General features: G+C 67.6%; 15 protein-coding genes and 1 pseudogene. 8 read left to right on the top strand and 8 right to left on the bottom strand.

Annotation, left to right across the window (positions count from 1 at the left end):
• The gene (locus QXH22_RS17565; RefSeq protein ID WP_306276907.1) at positions 1-2,310 is read right to left on the bottom strand and encodes a heavy metal translocating P-type ATPase; all 2,310 of its coding nucleotides are present in this window, start codon (positions 2,308-2,310) and stop codon (positions 1-3) included.
• 133 nt (positions 2,311-2,443) lie between these two features.
• On the opposite strand from QXH22_RS17565, the gene QXH22_RS17560 reads away from it, so the two are divergent.
• Positions 2,444-3,307 carry an alpha/beta fold hydrolase gene (locus tag QXH22_RS17560; protein WP_306276465.1) on the top strand — a complete coding sequence of 288 codons (864 nt, stop codon included), beginning with the start codon at positions 2,444-2,446 and terminating at the stop codon, positions 3,305-3,307.
• Here the strand turns inward: QXH22_RS17560 and QXH22_RS17555 are convergent.
• The 3 genes from QXH22_RS17555 to QXH22_RS17545 are packed head-to-tail and all read right to left on the bottom strand — an operon-like array spanning position 3,304 to position 6,241.
• Positions 3,304-3,777: a nuclear transport factor 2 family protein gene (locus QXH22_RS17555; protein WP_306276464.1), complete on the bottom strand. Its 474-nt coding sequence runs from the start codon at positions 3,775-3,777 to the stop codon at positions 3,304-3,306. The two genes, QXH22_RS17560 and QXH22_RS17555, sit on opposite strands and share 4 nt — an antisense overlap.
• A 2-nt stretch (positions 3,778-3,779) precedes the next feature.
• Positions 3,780-4,574 carry an SDR family oxidoreductase gene (locus QXH22_RS17550; RefSeq protein ID WP_306276463.1) on the bottom strand — a complete coding sequence of 265 codons (795 nt, stop codon included), beginning with the start codon at positions 4,572-4,574 and terminating at the stop codon, positions 3,780-3,782.
• Positions 4,571-6,241, bottom strand: a complete 1,671-nt coding sequence (locus tag QXH22_RS17545; RefSeq protein ID WP_371934250.1) for a flavin-containing monooxygenase — start codon at positions 6,239-6,241, stop codon at positions 4,571-4,573. Before QXH22_RS17545 ends, QXH22_RS17550 begins: the two co-directional genes overlap by 4 nt.
• Before the next feature lie 74 nt (positions 6,242-6,315).
• Between QXH22_RS17545 and QXH22_RS17540 the strand changes: the two genes are divergently transcribed.
• From QXH22_RS17540 to QXH22_RS17510, 7 genes and pseudogenes are all read left to right on the top strand, one after another.
• Positions 6,316-7,500, top strand: a complete 1,185-nt coding sequence (locus QXH22_RS17540) for an acyl-CoA dehydrogenase family protein (protein WP_306239770.1) — start codon at positions 6,316-6,318, stop codon at positions 7,498-7,500.
• A 19-nt stretch (positions 7,501-7,519) separates the two neighbouring features.
• Positions 7,520-7,696, top strand: a pseudogene (locus QXH22_RS17535) (2,3-dihydroxybiphenyl 1,2-dioxygenase); the annotation flags it as partial.
• Between the two features lie 167 nt (positions 7,697-7,863).
• Positions 7,864-8,664: an IclR family transcriptional regulator gene (locus QXH22_RS17530; protein ID WP_306239769.1), complete on the top strand. Its 801-nt coding sequence runs from the start codon at positions 7,864-7,866 to the stop codon at positions 8,662-8,664.
• Positions 8,661-9,581: an alpha/beta hydrolase gene (locus tag QXH22_RS17525; protein WP_306276461.1), complete on the top strand. Its 921-nt coding sequence runs from the start codon at positions 8,661-8,663 to the stop codon at positions 9,579-9,581. Before QXH22_RS17530 ends, QXH22_RS17525 begins: the two co-directional genes overlap by 4 nt.
• 157 nt (positions 9,582-9,738) lie before the next feature.
• Positions 9,739-10,515, top strand: coding sequence for a crotonase/enoyl-CoA hydratase family protein (locus QXH22_RS17520; protein WP_306239767.1), 777 nt, complete (start codon positions 9,739-9,741; stop codon positions 10,513-10,515).
• Positions 10,515-11,654, top strand: a complete 1,140-nt coding sequence (locus QXH22_RS17515; RefSeq protein WP_306276460.1) for an acyl-CoA dehydrogenase family protein — start codon at positions 10,515-10,517, stop codon at positions 11,652-11,654. Before QXH22_RS17520 ends, QXH22_RS17515 begins: the two co-directional genes overlap by 1 nt.
• The gene (locus QXH22_RS17510) at positions 11,651-12,652 is read left to right on the top strand and encodes an acyl-CoA dehydrogenase family protein (RefSeq protein ID WP_306276459.1); all 1,002 of its coding nucleotides are present in this window, start codon (positions 11,651-11,653) and stop codon (positions 12,650-12,652) included. Before QXH22_RS17515 ends, QXH22_RS17510 begins: the two co-directional genes overlap by 4 nt.
• Here QXH22_RS17510 and QXH22_RS17505 read toward each other — a convergent pair.
• Genes QXH22_RS17505 through QXH22_RS17490 form a run of 4 tightly spaced genes read right to left on the bottom strand, consistent with a single transcriptional unit; the run spans position 12,642 to position 15,841 of the window.
• Complete coding sequence (locus QXH22_RS17505) at positions 12,642-13,439, bottom strand: SDR family NAD(P)-dependent oxidoreductase (protein ID WP_306239764.1); 798 nt, start codon at positions 13,437-13,439, stop codon at positions 12,642-12,644. The two genes, QXH22_RS17510 and QXH22_RS17505, sit on opposite strands and share 11 nt — an antisense overlap.
• A 4-nt stretch (positions 13,440-13,443) precedes the next feature.
• The gene (locus QXH22_RS17500; protein ID WP_306239763.1) at positions 13,444-14,427 is read right to left on the bottom strand and encodes an NAD-dependent epimerase/dehydratase family protein; all 984 of its coding nucleotides are present in this window, start codon (positions 14,425-14,427) and stop codon (positions 13,444-13,446) included.
• An 11-nt stretch (positions 14,428-14,438) separates the two neighbouring features.
• On the bottom strand, positions 14,439-14,711 hold the full coding sequence (locus tag QXH22_RS17495; protein WP_306239762.1) for a ferredoxin: 273 nt from the start codon (positions 14,709-14,711) through the stop codon (positions 14,439-14,441).
• Complete coding sequence (locus QXH22_RS17490; RefSeq protein WP_306276458.1) at positions 14,708-15,841, bottom strand: Rieske 2Fe-2S domain-containing protein; 1,134 nt, start codon at positions 15,839-15,841, stop codon at positions 14,708-14,710. Before QXH22_RS17490 ends, QXH22_RS17495 begins: the two co-directional genes overlap by 4 nt.
• Between the last annotated feature and the right edge of the window lie 133 nt (positions 15,842-15,974).

Below are 15,974 nucleotides of genomic sequence, written 5' to 3'. Positions count from 1 at the left end.
TCACTCCTCCGGCACGTTGTCGTCCTCGGCGAGGGTGAAGTAGTTCTCCTCTTCCTGGACGAAGTGCAGCCGCAGCAGGGTGTACAGCCCGTACAGGCACGCCAGTAGGTCGTCGACCTGGTCGGGCTGTATCGCACCGGCGGCCTGCGCCTCGGTCAGATGGGTGCCGATGCGGTCGGCGAGTCGCCTGATCTCGGCGTGGGTGCGGCTCATCGTGGCGGTCGCTTCGCTGCTGCCGAGCGGACGGGCCAGCGCCGGGTAGAGCTGTGTCTCTTCGGCCTCTTCGTGCGGCAGTATCCGGTCGACCAACAGAGAGTGCACGGCGGCCAAGGACTCCACCGGCAAGGCATCTCTACTGGTGGCCAGGTGGTTGGCGCTCTCGCGCAGTAGGCCGAGGGTGTCGCGCAGGGCGTCGTGTTCGGCCGCGAAGCGCAACAGCATCCGCTCGGTTTCTGGGTCAACCTGCATATCGTTGGTGGGATTGCCGCGCAGCGCCCGCAGCGCGTTGAGGATCACCGCAACGTCGATCCCCTCCTGCAAGAGCGCACCCGCGGCGGGCGGCAGCCAGCCCAGCGCGGCGATCACCATCGCAATCAGCGACAGGCTCATGCCGACGACGGCGCTCTGCACGGCGATGCGCCGTGACCACCGGGCAATATCCATCGCGTCGGCGAGCCGGTCCAGGCGGTCGGTGGTCAGCACGATGTCGGCAGCCTCCGAGGACGCGGTGGCACCGCGCGCGCCCATCGCGACGCCGACGGTGGCCGCGGCCAGTGCGGGAGCATCGTTGATGCCGTCGCCGACCATCACCGTCACGGCACGTTCGCTCTCCTCACGGACCGCGGCGAACTTGTCCTCCGGCGTCTGGTCCGCACGGACCTCGTCCAGTCCCAGGATGTTGGCGACGTCACGGGTGGGTTCGGCACGGTCGCCGGTGAGCATCAGCAACCGTTCGAGTCCGGCTTCGCGCAACCGCCGCACCGTCCGCGGCGCATGCCGGCGCAACGGATCGCGCAGCAATACCGCTCCCGCCGCGGCGCCGTCCACACTGACCCAGGCGATTCCGGCCCCGTCCAGCCGGGCGCGACTGACCACTGCGGTGGTCCACGCGCCGTCCAGATCGCCGGCGGGCAACTTCCCGACCATGACCCGATGCCCGTCCACCGTCGCGGTCACGCCGCTGCCCGGCTGTTCGACCACCTCGGTGGGCAGGCTCAACCGCAGCTTGCGGCCGAGTGCTTCGGTGACGATGGCTTCGGCCAGGACGTGCGGGGAGAACTGGTCCACCGAGGCGCCCAACCGCAATATTTCGGCTGCCTCGCGCCCCGGTCCCGCCACCACGTCGACCACCGTCGGCCGTCCCATCGTCAGGGTGCCGGTCTTGTCCATCACCAGCGTCTTGGCGTGGCCGAGGTTCTCCAGCGCTCCCCCGCCGCGGATCACCACCCCGGCCCGCGAGGCGCGGGACAGTCCGGAGACGATGGCCACCGGCGCGGCCAGCAGCAACGGACACGGTGTCGCCACCACCAGCACCGCGACGGCGCGTACCGCCGATCCACTGACGAACCACGCGGCACCGGCCACCAGCAACGTCAACGGGAGGAACCAGACCGCGAAACGGTCGGCCAGCCGGACGATCGGCGCGTTCAGCGCGCCCGCCTGCTGCGCCAACCGGACGATGCCGGCATAGGTGCTGTCGGCGGCGGTCGCGCGGGCCTGGAACTCAAAAGCGTTGCCCGCGTTCACCACACCGCTGCGGACCATGTCACCGGCCGGGCGTTCGACCAGCAGCGGCTCGCCGGTCAGGGCCGACTCGTCGAGCACCGCGACCTGATCGGTGACCCGCCCATCCACGGGCACCACCTCGCCGGGTCCGACCACCAGCACATCGCCGACCGCCACCTCGGCCAGATCGATCATGCTGATCTGCGTCCCGACCCGTCGCCGTGCGAATCGCGGTGCACGGTCCAGCAGCGCCCGCAGGTCCCGCGATGCCCGGCGCTCGGCGGCCGAGTCCAGCGCCCTGCCGCCGGCGAACATCACCGCGATCAGCGCGCCGGCCAGGTACTCGTGCACCCACAGCGTCCCGACCAGCGAGAGCACCGCGATGACGTCCACACCGACGCGGCCCCGGCGCAACGCGGCCAGCACCCACACCGATGCGGGCCCGATCGCACTGACGGTGCCCGCGATCCAGCACCCGTCGGCCACGGCCCGCCAACCGGCCAACCAGGCGACGCCACCGAGGGCCAACGCGCCGACGGCGAACACCGTCAACACGGGCCCGGTGAGCAGCCGCAACCGGGCCATCAGACGCTCTCGCGACGATTCTGTGGCGGTCTGCACTGCAGTCCCTTCTCCTAGCCGGCCGGTCTCGAACTTAGTCCGCCGCGGCCGGGACGCCCACTGCCGCTCGGCGCGCCGGCATGGCACAGTGAGACACGTGTCTGACAGTCCCGAAACATCCCGGCCGGACCTGCGTGAAATCGATACTCCGGTAGGCACTTTGCGCTACTACGACCACGGCGACGGCCCGGTGGTGCTGCTCCTGCACGGATCGGGCCCCGGCGTCAGCGGCTGGCGCAATTTCCGCGGGGTGTTGCCGGCGTTCGCCGAGCAGTTCCGGTGCCTGATTCTGGAATTTCCCGGATTCGGGGTGACCGCCGACTTCGGCGGTCACCCGATGATCACCGCCCAGGGAGTGGTGGCACCGTTTCTGGACGCGCTCGGGGTGGAACGTGTCCATATCGTCGGCAACTCGATGGGCGGCGGCGTCGGCATCAATTTCGCCATCCGGTACCCCGACCGGATCGACCGGCTGGTGACGATCGGCGGAATCGGGACCAACACCTTCAGCCCCGGGCCGAGCGAGGGCATCCGGCTGTTGCAGGAGTTCACCGAGGACCCCACCCGGCAACGGCTGGTCGACTGGCTCAAGTCGATGGTCTACGACCAGTCACTGGTCACCGAGGAACTGATCGAGGAGCGCTGGCAGTTGGCCACCGGCACCGAGACGCTGGCCTCCGCGCGTCGCATGTACGGCAAGGCCGCATACGCGGCAATGATGGCGGCGATGGGTGCCACCGACCGCCCGATGCCGTGGGCGGTCATGCACAAGGTGGCCACCCCCACGCTGCTGACGTGGGGGCGCGACGACCGGGTGAGCCCCCTGGACATGGCGATCATCCCGATGCGCACCATCCCCAACGCCGAGCTGCATGTGTTCCCCAACTGCGGGCACTGGGCGATGATCGAGGCCAAGGCCGCGTTCGAGAGCACGGTCCTGGCGTTCTTGAATCGGGGTTAAGCGCCGTTCCACGCTTTGGCCAGCAAGGCGTGGGCATCGGGGTTCCCGTCGAGCACGCGGCCGGTGCGGATGCCGATCCGCCACTGCCCGTCGATCCGGCGCAGCGCGAAATGATTTGCGGTAGCCCGCCATACGCGGTAGCCGTCGCCGACGCGGACGAGCACCAGCGACTCGCAGACCGCCTCCGCGTCGTCGCCGTTGACCGTCACCACCACCGGTCCCAGGAAATGGCTGCATCCGTGCGCCACCATCTTCTGGTGCGCCCCGGAGTCGACCATGGCGCGCACCTCGTCGCGGCCCTGCATCCGCATCAGGTCGATGTCGTAGACGCCGTCCTGGGCCCACAGGCGCGCCGCCGCGTCGGCGTCGCCCGCATCCACCGCCGGGCCGTAGGAGGCGACCAACCGGGCGATGTCGCGTTCGTCCTCCAGTAGGCGCACACGGGCGAGCAGGTCTTCGATGTCGGTCATGCCTACTTCCCGCCGCCCAGTAGGGCCTGAACGCGGCTGTGCGCGCCCAGGACGATCGCGGCCCGGTCAGGTCCGCTGCCCCACCGGAACGCGGCTGCGTTGTCACCGGCGACGAGCACCGGGCCGTTGGGCAGATTCGCCAATCCCTCGCGGGCCACGTCGGCCGGCTCCGACACCATCAGACCGGGTACATCGAAATTCAACCCGGCACGCTCCATCGCCGGGGTGCGGGTGACGCCCAGCAGGAGCTCCAGCACGTCGACAAAGTACTCGCGGAGCTCGAGCCACAGGCTCTCGGCGAAGAGCCGGCCGAAAGCCTTGACCCCGGCGTAGGCCGACTGCTGCATCGACCCGTACGTGGCGGCCAGGGAGCCGACCAGGATGATGCCGCCGCGGCGCCGCTCCCGCATCGGGCGGCCGAAATGCCGGACCAGCTCCAGCATCCGGGTCACGTTGAGGTCGATGACGTTCTGGACGTCCGTCGGCTCGGCGTCGAGAAACTCAGCGCGGCAGGTGTTGGCTCCTGCGTTGTAGATCAACAGCCCGACCTCCAGGTCGGCGGTGTCGGTGGCGATCCGGGAGATCGATTCGGGCGCAAGCAGATCCACGGCGATCGTGCGCACCTGCGCGCCGAGGTCGCGGCAGCGGCGCGCCGTTTCCTCCAGCGGGGACGGCTTGCGCGCGATCAGCACCAGGTTGACCCCGTCCTGCGCCAGCTGCGCGGCGAACTCCGCCCCGACGCCCTCCGAGCCCCCGGCGATCACCGCCCAAGGCCCGTACCGTGCCGCGTCCGTCATGGCGTTCCCGGCTTCTTGACGAGTTCGAACCCCTTGTAGCCGGCATCGGCGACCTCGGCGCAAATCTGGTTGTAGGTGGCGAAGCCACCGATGAACAGCATGAAACCCCTGGGCTTGCCGGGCACATTGGCGCCCATGTACCACGAGTTGGCCTTGGTGAACAACGTCGCGTCGGCCAGTCGCGCACATTCGGCGCCCCAGCTGTCCACTGCCTCGGCGCCGGCTTCTATTGCGGCGTAGCCGTGGTTGTCCAGGTATTCGACGGCGTCGGCGATCCAGTTCACCTGCGCCTCGGCGTGCAACACCATGTTCGCCAGCACGGCTGGCGCCCCCGGCCCGGAGATCACGAACAGGTTGGGAAAGCCGTCGACACCCAGTCCGAGGTAACTACACGGCCCGTGGGCCCACCGATCGCGCAGCCTGGCGCCGCCGCGTCCGGCGATGTCGATCTTCGCCAGAGCCCCGGTGAGCGCGTCGAAACCGGTTGCCAGGACGATCATGTCGAGGTCGTAATGCCGGTCGGTGGTGTTGATGCCGGTGCTGTCCACCGAATCGATTGGGGTGTCGCGCACACTGACCAGTGTCACAGTGGGCTTGTTGAAGGTCTGAAAGTAGTTGCTGTCGGTGCATATTCGCTTGGTTCCGATCGGATGGTCGGTTGGGATCAGCAGGTCGGCGACCGTCGGGTCGTCGATGACGGCGCGGATCTTCTCTTCGTAGAACTCGCGGGCCGCGTCGTTGGCGGCCGGGTCGACCGTCTGGTCGGGGAAGGTCTTGGAGTACAAGACTCCACCTAGCTGCCAACGCTTTTCGAATGCCGCGCGGCGCTCTTCGGCACTGAACTCCATGGCCGGCTTGGCCGCGGTGAGGTGCGGCGATCCACCGCCGCTGCGCCACGACAGCCGGCGCCGCTCCGCGTACCCGCGTTTGATTTCGTCGAGTTCTTCGCCGGACAGCGTTTTGTTGCCTGCCGGAACGCTGAAGTTGGGGGTGCGCTGGAAAACGGTCAGGTGCGCGGCCTGCTCGGCGATGATCGGAATCGATTGAATACCAGAGGATCCGGTGCCGATCACGGCCACCCGCTTACCGGTGAAGTCGACGGGTTCGTGTGGCCAGCGCGCGGTGTGGTAGACCTCGCCCGCGAACGTGTCCAATCCCGGGAACTCGGGGGTCATGGCATCCGAGAGCGGACCCGTCGCCATCAGCACGAAGCGTGCCTCGATCCGTTGCCCGGTGTCGGTGGTGACCGTCCAGCGCAGCGCGTCCTCGTCGAACACCGCGGCGGCGACGCGGATGTTGAACGCGATATCGCGGCGCAGGTCGAGTTTGTCGGCGACCCAGTTCAGGTAGCGCAGGATCTCGGCCTGGGTCGCGTACTTCTCGGTCCAGTTCCATTCCTGCTGGAGCTCGTCGGAGAACGAGTAGCAGTAGTCGACGCTCTCCACGTCGCAGCGGGCGCCGGGATACCGGTTGTAGTACCAGGTGCCGCCGAGTTCCGGGGCGGCCTCGACCACCCGCACCTGCAGGCCCCGGGCGCGCAGTGTGTGCAGGGCGTACAGGCCGGCGAATCCCGCCCCCACCACCAATGCGTCTAAAGGGTGCTCACCGTTCACAAGAACCCACGGTAGGTCGTCGTGCTCGCCCAGACCTAGCAGGTTCCCGGTCATTGGGCCGTGGGGGCGATTTCGGCGACCGGCTGAGGTAAACCAGAAAGTAGCCCACCGAACGTTAGGACGACAGCATGAGCGAGCGGGTACTCGACCGGGTAGTGGAGATGGCGGACCAACTGCGCGAGCAGGGGCCGGAGGCCGAGCGCATCGGCCGGCTCACCGACGACACCGTCAAGATGATGAAGGCCGCCGGGCTGATCCGGTTGCTACAGACCAAGCAGTACCAAGGTTTCGAGGTACACCCGCGCGAGTTCGCCGAGACGACGATGGCCACTGCGGCACTCGACCCGGCGGCCGGCTGGATCGTCGGCGTGGTGGGCGTGCACCCGTACCAGTTGGCCTATGCCGACCCGAAGGTGTCCGCCGAGATCTGGGCCGACGACGTCGACACCTGGATGGCTTCTCCCTATGCACCGCAGGGCGTGGCCCGGCCCGTCGAGGGAGGATATGTCTTCAACGGGCGCTGGCAGTTCAGCTCGGGGACCGACCATTGCGACTGGATCATCCTGGGCGCGATGCTCGCCGACGCCAAAGGCGTTCCGCTGATGCCGCCCCGGATGCTGCATATGATCCTGCCGCGCAAGGACTACGAGATCGTCGACGACTCGTGGGATGTGGTGGGGCTGCGCGGCACCGGCTCCAAGGACGTCATCGTCAAGGACGCATTCGTACCGAGCTACCGGACCATGGACGCGACGAAGGTCATGGATGGCACCGCGCAACGCGAGGCCGGCATGACCGAGCCGTTGTACCTGATGCCGTGGTCGACGATGTTTCCCCTGGGCATCTCCGCGGCGACCATCGGCATCGCCGAAGGCGCACTGGCCGCACACCTGGACTACCAACGGGAACGCGTCGGCGCCACCGGAACCGCGATCAAGGACGACCCCTACGTGATGTATGCGATCGGCGAGGCCGCCGCCGACATCAACGCCGCCCGCCAGGAACTGCTGGCCAACGCCGACCGCATCTACGACATGGTGGCCGCCGGCAAAGAGGTGTCGTTCGCCGACCGCGCGGCCGGACGCCGCACCCAGGTGCGCGCGGTGTGGCGCGCGGTGTCCGCCGTCGACGAGATCTTCGCCCGCTCCGGCGGCAACGCCGCGCGGATGGACAAGCCCCTGCAGCGGTACTGGCGCGACGTACATGTCGGCCAGTTGCACGCGATCCATGTGCCCGGCTCCACCTACCACGCCTCTGCGCTGAGTTCGTTCGGCGTCGAGCCACCTATGGGGCCGCTGCGCGCGCTGATCTAGGAGGGCTGGACCCGGGCGGCGCCACCCTCGAGATATGCCACGGTGCGGTATCCGCACGCCCGGCGACTGGGACATCGAGTTCGGTACCGATGGCATGCGCATTGACGAAAACCGTTACACCGCAGAGGAAATCACCGCTGACAGCTACTGGGGACACCAGTGGGCGGCAGATCTTCCGGTGGCCATGCGCCCTTGAGCTCCGTGCGCGAGTTCCTTGCGCGAGCAGGCAGCAAAGCACCCGTTCGTGTGCCCAAACGGGTGCTTTGCTGCCTCTCGACGAGAGTGGTGAGTGACAGGGGCCACACCCATATGATACAAGTAGTCATATTCCTAATAGGAATATGACTACTTCCGGGAGGACCCATGTCAGCCAGTGCCGACACCGCAACCCCAAGCGCCGTCATCGACCGCATCTCTCTCGTCCTCGATGCCTTCGACGGACCTGGACGCCTTACCCTCGCCCAGATCGTGCGGCGCACCGGCTTGCCGCGTTCCTCCGCACACCGAATGCTGGAGCGGCTCGTGCAACTGCGGTGGCTGCGCCGCAGCGGACGCGACTACGAACTCGGCATGCGCCTGGTCGAGCTGGGATCGCTGGCCGTCCACCAAGACCGCCTGGTGCGCGCGGCGAAGCCGCTCTTGGGCGAATTGCACCGCGCCACTGGGCTTGTCGTGCACCTCGCCGTGCTCGACGGCTCCGACGTCGTGTATCTGGACAAGGTCGGCGACCGCATCTGCGACGGACTTCCCACCCGCGTCGGTGGCCGCCAGCCCGCGCATTGCACAGCAGTCGGCAAGGCCATGCTCGCCTACCGCGACGACACTTCTGAGGTCAACCTGCACGTCCGCCGAACCAGGTACTCGATCTGCACCAGTTCGCAGCTGGCCGTTGAACTGGCCAAGGTTCGAGCGCACGGTGTCGCCTTCGAGCGAGAAGAGTCGCTGCTCGGATTCGGTTGCGTCGCAGCACCGATCGGCGCCTCAGGCGACGCCGTCGCCGCCGTGTCGGTGTGCGGTCCGATGAATCGCATGAGATTCGACCAGCGGATGACTGCACCGGTACGCATGACCGCGATGGGCATCTGGCGCAATGTCGAGAGCGACTCGGTGGCACCGACGCTGCAGCCGCTGCGCCCGCTGCGCCCCGCATTGCAGTACGTATGAAGCTCGACCCACAGGTCGCCGAGCTGCTCGACACACTGGATGCCGGCTTTCCCCCGGTGCATACGATGACGGGTGCGCAGGCGCGGGCGGTCATCCGTTCCCGGCTGGTGCTGCCCGACGAGCCGGAGCCGGTCGCCGAGATCCTGGATGAGCTGGTTCCCGGACCCGGTGGCGATATCCCGGTGCGGATCTATCGCCCCGCCGGAGATGACCTGCCCGTGCTCGTATATGCCCACGGCGGCGGATTCGTGTTCTGCGACCTGGACAGCCACGACGGTTTGTGCCGCAGTATCGCGAATTTGATTCCAGCCGTTGTGGTTTCGATCGGATATCGGCTGGCGCCGGAACATCCGTGGCCGGCGGCGGCCGAGGATGTGTATGCGGTTGCCGGTTTGGCGGCAAGCGGGATCTTCGGCGGAGACCGCGGCCGGCTCGTGGTCGGAGGTGACAGCGCGGGCGGGAACCTCGCGGCGGTGACCGCGCTGATGTCACGCGATCGCGGCGGCCCCCAGCTGACGGCACAGTTGCTGATTTACCCCGTCATCGCGGCCGACTTCGACACCGAGTCCTACCGCCTGTTCGGGCGTGGTTACTACAACCCGAAGCCGGCCATGCAGTGGTATTGGGACCAGTACGTGCCGCGCGTCGCCGATCGGGTGCACCCGTATGTCGCGCCCGTCCACGGCGATCTGCGCGGGTTACCGCCGGCCGTCATGGTCGTCGCTGGCCACGACCCGTTGCGCGACGAGGCACTCGCCTACGCTACGGCGCTAGAATCGGCCGGAGTTTCGGTGACGCAGATGTACATCGAGGGTGCGATCCACGGCTTCCTGTCCATCCCAGTTCTGGATATCGCACGTGAAGCACGCCAACAAGTTTGCGCACATGTGACAGCGGTGGCGGGCTCGGCCGGATGACGCGCGCCCCTGATATCAACAGCTTCGGTCGCGAGCGTGCATAAAATGCCGGCGGCACGCCGAGCGCAACGGCATTATGCGCACGCTCGGCATAGCGCCTCTGGCCGTGCCACGCCCGGGCGACGAACCGGCTTGACGCCATGACACAGTGGCCTGCATGAGCAATCCTCTGGAGATCAGCGGTACCGGGCCGATCCAGACCTGGACGATCAACCTGCCGAGCGTGGGCAATGCGATCACCGGCAAGGACGTCATCGCCGCGTTCGAAGATGCGGTCGACAGCGCCAACGCTGACACCGCCGTCCACGCCGTCATCCTGACCGGCGAGGGCAAGATCTTCTCCTCCGGCGGGAACGTGAAAGAGATGGCAGACCAGGCCGGCATGTTCGGCCTCAGTGCCCTCGACCAGCGGTACGCCTACATCGACGGTATCCAGCGGATCCCGCGCGCACTCGCGCGACTCGAAGTCCCGCTGATCGCGGCCGTCAACGGCGCCGCCATCGGCGCCGGCTGCGACCTGGCGATGATGTGCGACATCCGAATCGCCTCCGAGCGTGCCTCTTTCGCCGAGAGCTTCGTACAACTCGGGCTTATCCCCGGCGACGGCGGCACCTGGTTCCTGCAGCGCATCATCGGCTACCAGCGCGCCGCCGAGATGACCCTCACCGGCGACCGGATCGGTGCCGCGACCGCGCTCGAGTGGGGTCTGGTCAGCCGGGTGGTACCGCACGATGAGCTCCTCCCGGCCGCGCAGGAGCTCGCCGAGCGCATCGCCAAGAATCCCTCACACGCACTGCGGATGGCCAAGCGGCTGCTGCAGGAATCGCGCACCGGTTCGCTCGAGTCGACCCTGGGTATGGCGGCGGCCATGCAGCCACTGGCCCATCGCGACCCCGAACACGAGCGGCGCATCGCCAAGTGGCGGACCACCTGATGACCGCGCCCAGGCTGGTTCCGCCGGCGGGAATCGAAGATGAGGCGACCGGCGCCCTGCGTGCGGAGGTGCGCACCTTCATCGCCGAGCAACTGGCCGCCGGTGCCTTCACGCCGTCGGTCGATGCGTGGCTGTCGCAGTGGGACGAGAAGTTCACCGCGGCGCTGGCGACGCAGGGTTGGCTCGGCATGACGGTGCCCGTTGCGTACGGGGGGCACGGACGGTCGTTTCTGGAACGCTTCGTCGTCACCGAGGAGTTGCTGGCCGCCGGAGCACCGGTCGCCGCACACTGGATCGCCGACCGCCAGATCGTGCCGTCGCTGCTCAAGTACGGCACCGAGACCCAGAAGCAACGCTTCCTCCCGCCGATCGTCCGCGGCGAATGCTTCTTCGCGATCGGCATGAGCGAGCCCGATTCCGGCTCCGACCTGGCCAGCGTGCGCACCCGGGCCGAGCGCGTCGACGGCGGCTGGTCACTTTCCGGCACGAAGGTCTGGACCTCCGGCGCCCATCTGGCCCACGCCTTCATCGCGCTGGCCCGCACGGCACCGGTCGATCCGCAACACCGGCACGACGGGCTCAGTCAGTTCCTCGTGGACCTGCACGGACCAGGCATCGAGATCCGGCCGATCGTCTCGATGAACGGAGCCCACCACTTCAACGAAGTCATCTTCGACAAAGCGTTCGTGCCGGACGACATGGTCTTCGGGAAGGTCGGCGACGGCTGGCGACAGGTGACGTCGGAACTGGCCTTCGAACGCAGCGGTCCAGAGCGTTTTCTGTCCACCTTCGTGCTGCTGACGGCCTGCGCCGACCGGATGGCAGCCAACGCCGTCCCCCGCGACCCGAACCTGGGCCGACTGGTCGCCCGCGTCGCCGGCCTGCACCATATGTCCACCGCGGTGGCCGGGGCCCTGGAACGCCACGAAGCCGCCGACGTGCCCGCCGCAGTGGTCAAGGTCCTGGGCACCACCGCCGAGGGCGACATCGCCGAATTCGCCGATACGCTCGACTCCCCCGATGCCATCTTCACCACGCTGGTTCGGACTGCACTTGACCAGCGGCCCGGTTTCACCCTGCGCGGCGGCACCAACGAAGTCCTGCGCGGAGTGATGGCGCGCGGATTGGGCATGCGATGAGTGCTGCCGTCGACCCTGAGCTCGTCCAGATGATGGACGCCGTTTTCGCGGACCACCGCGAAAAGCAATCGCCCACGTCCGATCTCTGGTCGCACCTGCGTGAGCTCGGCCTGCTGCGGCTGACGGGCTCCGAAGAACACGGCGGCAGCGGTGCCGGGTGGTTCGAAGCCGCCGAACTGCTGGCCGCGGCTGCCCGCCACGGAGTACGAATCCCGTTGGCAGAGCATGATTTATTGGCGTGCTGGTTGCTGGAGGCCAGTGGTCTACCCGTCGACGATGCGGTACGTACCGTGTGCATGCTCGACAAGCGGGGTCATGCGACCGACGTGCCCTGGGCGGCCACGGCCGACCGCGTGGTACTCGCCTGGCGGGCCGAAGGCGGGTTCCGCGTCGCCGACGTCGCGGCCGGGGAGCTCACCATCACCCCGGGCACCAACCTGATCGGCGAACCCCGCGACGCGGTGAGTGCCAACCTCGCCGCTCTGCGAGGGTCACCGACCACCCTGGCCGTCGTCAATCGGCTCCGGCTGAAATCGGGTCTGGTGCGCTCCATCCAGGTCTGCGCCGTGCTGGACCGGATCCTGCAGTTGTGCATCGAGCACGTCGGCTCCCGGATCCAGTTCGGCCGCCCACTCGCGAAATTCCAGGCGGTCCAGAATCTGGTTTCCGATGTCGCCGCCGAGGCGGCGCTCGCCCGGGCCGCCACCGAAGCGGCGCTCGCCCTCGCCGTCACCAGCGACTGGTCGGCCGACAATGTGGAATTCCTTGTTGCCGTGGCACGTTCATGCACGGGACACGCGACGTCGGTGGTGGTGCGCAATGCCCATCAGGTGCACGGCGCGATCGGCACCACCCGGGAGCATCGGCTGCACGAGTACACTCGCGCCGCGCTGGCCTGGCGGTCGGAGTTCGGTTCCCTGCGGTACTGGGACGAGAAGGTGACGGACTCGGCTTTGTATGCCAGTGCGGGCGGGCTGTGGGGTCTGATCACCGGATGACGACGGCGCTCGGCTCCCGCGGGGCACCTAGGTGCCGATGCGACGGCGGGCGGCGACCGCCCTCGTCCACAATGCCGTACCGTTCGGCCAACTCGGCGCCGATGAACGTCTGACCGCTCAGCGCGGCCAACTCCGGGTCGTCGAACACCGCATCGAGCAGATAGCCGGTGAATTCCGGTGTTTCGGCATGCTCGGCGGTCTTGGTCAGTGCCTCAGGCTTTCCGGCGAACGCGGCGCGCAGTTTCTCGGTCAGCAGGATGCCCATCCAGATCGACACCGTCGCAACGCCGGTGCCGCGGAAGTCCACGGCCATGTCGGCGGCCATCTTGTCGACCCCGGCCTTCTGGGCCCCGTACGCCGGGCCGTGCATGTAGCACACCGATCCCGGCGAGGACGTGAACGCGACCAGGCCCCGCCCGCCGGCAACCAGCAGTGGCGCCGCGTACCACGACGCGACATAGGACGACCGCAATCCGACGTCCAGCACGTCCGCCAGCGCACGCGGCTTCTCCCAGAACGGCTTTGGGCTGACGAGTTCATCGGAGACGACTGCGGCATTGTTGACCAGCAGATCCAGCCGGCCCTCCTCGGACCGCACCCGCTCGAACAACCGGCCGACCGCGTCGTCGTCGGCGTGGTCGACCCGAGCTGCGACACCGCCCGGTGGCGCGTCGGAGATGCTGCGACCGGTCGCGTACACCCGCCAGCCTCGGGCGGCCAACGCGGCGGCGATGCCGTGTCCGGCACCGCGGCTCGCGCCGGTCACCACCGCAACCCGACCGCTCATCTGGTCAGACTAGTGGTTGCGCGAACGTCGCCACGATCGCCTCGCGAGCCGATCGCCAGGTCAGCCCGAGGTCGCGCAGTGTCGCGGAGTCATCGGTCGGGATCGCTGCGGTAATCAACTGCGCCGCTTCGTAACTGAACCCGCTACCCAGCGGCAGGACGGACGCGGCGAGGTCGGACACGCGGCCGAGCAACCGAAACGCGGCCGGGCTCAGCGGCATCCGGCGGATCCGCCGTCGGCAGCCGCACTCGATCGCCGCGATCATGTCGTCGAACGTCAGCAGCTGCCCGCCGCACAGATAACGCTTCGGCCCCCGCCCCGGCCGCATCAACCGTTCGTGCACGTCGGCGACGTCGCGGACATCGATCATCATCATCCCCGCGTGCGCGACCTTGGGCGCCACCCCGAACCGCACGATGGTCTGCCAACCCTGTTCGGTGATGCCCGGCGCGGTGTACATCGCCGGCCCGACGACACTGGACGGATAGGTGACCACCACCGGGGCTCCGTCGCGCTGCAGTCGTCGCGCTACCCGGTCGGCATAGGACTTGGTCCGCGCATAGGCCGATCTGCCGTGGGCGGTGGGCGAATCCGGACCGATCACCGGACCCGGCGGCGGGAACAACGCGCTGTAGCTCGACACCAGTACCACCGGGTCCAACCCGAGTGCGACGCCGCGCAGCATGATCCGTTCGCTGGCATACGCGTTGATGTCCCACATCAATCGCTCGTGGGTGTCGTCGGTACCCACCACGCCGGCGCCGTGGATCACCGCGTCGCAGCCGTCCAGCAAGCCTTCGGGAAGGTCCGGGGAACGCAGATCGCCACGCACGACCGCCACCTCGCCGACGGTTTGCAGCCGATGCAACAGCAGATCGTTGGACCAGCCCGGCTCGGCCAGCAGCTGAACGCCGTGGCCGGCGGCCAGCAGCGCATTGACGATATGGGCACCGACATAACCGGTGCCGCCTGTCACCGCGATTCGCATCGCCAGCCACCCTAATCGGTGTCAACGACGGCCAGGTCCCCGGCGGCGACGGCGGCCTCGATGGAATCACGCAACGCCGAACACGCCAGGAATAACGACTGGTGGTGTGCGGTCCCGGCATCCCGCCGCTCAAGACACCGGGCAGAAGCGTCGGCGTTCCATTGCACGCTGGTCTGGTTCCAGCTCGCTTTGCGCGCCAACACATGCGCTCCGCATCGAAGGCAGTCGACCGGTGCCATCGGCATACCGTCGAGCCGGTTGTCGGTCCGCACCGGGCGGTTCATGACATCGAGTCCGCCCTCGCCGCAATGTTCGCCTCGATCTGCTTCATCCACGTCTCGTAGGGCCTGCTGGTGTCCAGTTCGAACTCGAAGCGGTCCACCATGTCCGGCTGCACGTCGGCGGCGTTGACGTAGAACTGCTCATACCAGCGCCGCAATTGGTAGACCGGTCCGTCCTCCTCCACCAGCAGCGGATTGTCGATCCGGGCCTTGTGGCGCCAGATTTCGACGTCCTGCTCAAAGCCCAACTTGACGTAGTCGCCGAGCCTGGTCGCGGCCCGCACGGCCTCCTCGGCGGGCAGGTTCTCGGACTTCTTGACGATGATGCCGTATTGCAGCACAAAGGAATTGGCGTCGATCGGGTAGTGGCAGTTGATCAGGATCGTCTGCTGGTCTCCGGCCGTGTAGTGGTAGGTGAGGTCGTCGACCATGAAGGAGGGGCCGAAGTATGAGGCCACGGATGTGGTGCCGAGCATCTTCGATCCCTCGCCGGCCATGTCGGGCCGGCCCTCACCGTTCATGTACTGCGTGGCGACGTGCCCCTCGAAGATGTTCTTGAAGTAGGTGGGCAACGACCCGTGGATGTAGAAGAAGTGCGCCATGTCCACGACGTTGTCAATGATCTCGCGGCAGTTGCTGCCGACGAGGGTGGTGTACCAGTGCCAGTCGGTCCACTCGTCGCTGGTGGCACCCTCGATGCGCGGAATCATGGCCTCCGGTGGTGGCGGGTTGCCTTCGGGGTCGTTCCAGACGAACAGCATGCCGTCCTGCTCGAGCGTGGTCCACGTTGCGGTGCGGGCCAACCGCGGCGCGCGTTTGGCGTACGGCACCTGCTTGCATCGGCCGTCACCGCCCCAACGCCAGTCGTGGAAAGGGCAGGCGATCGCGTCGCCCTTCACCTCACCCCTGGACAGGTCTCCACCCATATGCCGGCAATAGCCGTCGAGCACGTTGATCTTTCCGTCCCCGGTACGAAATATGACAAGCTTCTGGCCGAATGCGTTGACGCCGTGCGGTTTACCATCGACGAAATCGCGGATCAGGCCCAGGCAATGCCAGCCGCGGGCGAATCTGGCCGGCGCGGCCTGTGCCTCGATGAACCGAATCTCCCCGGTGTCGGATTGCAGCCCCATACCGGCCATTGAACGCTTCTGCGCCGGGCGGCGCGGTCAGCTGTTCCACTGACCAGGAGACGCATTTCGCAGACCTGTCGCAGGGCCTAGCGTTACCCGGGTGAGCCCGTACCTACCCTGGCGCCGGCGCGAC

The sequence above is a fragment of the Mycobacterium sp. TY814 genome, from assembly GCF_030755175.1.
Classification (GTDB): Bacteria; Actinomycetota; Actinomycetes; order Mycobacteriales; family Mycobacteriaceae; genus Mycobacterium.
Note: the sequence above shows the minus strand (reverse complement) of the source record. Positions and strands in the feature narration are given on the sequence as shown.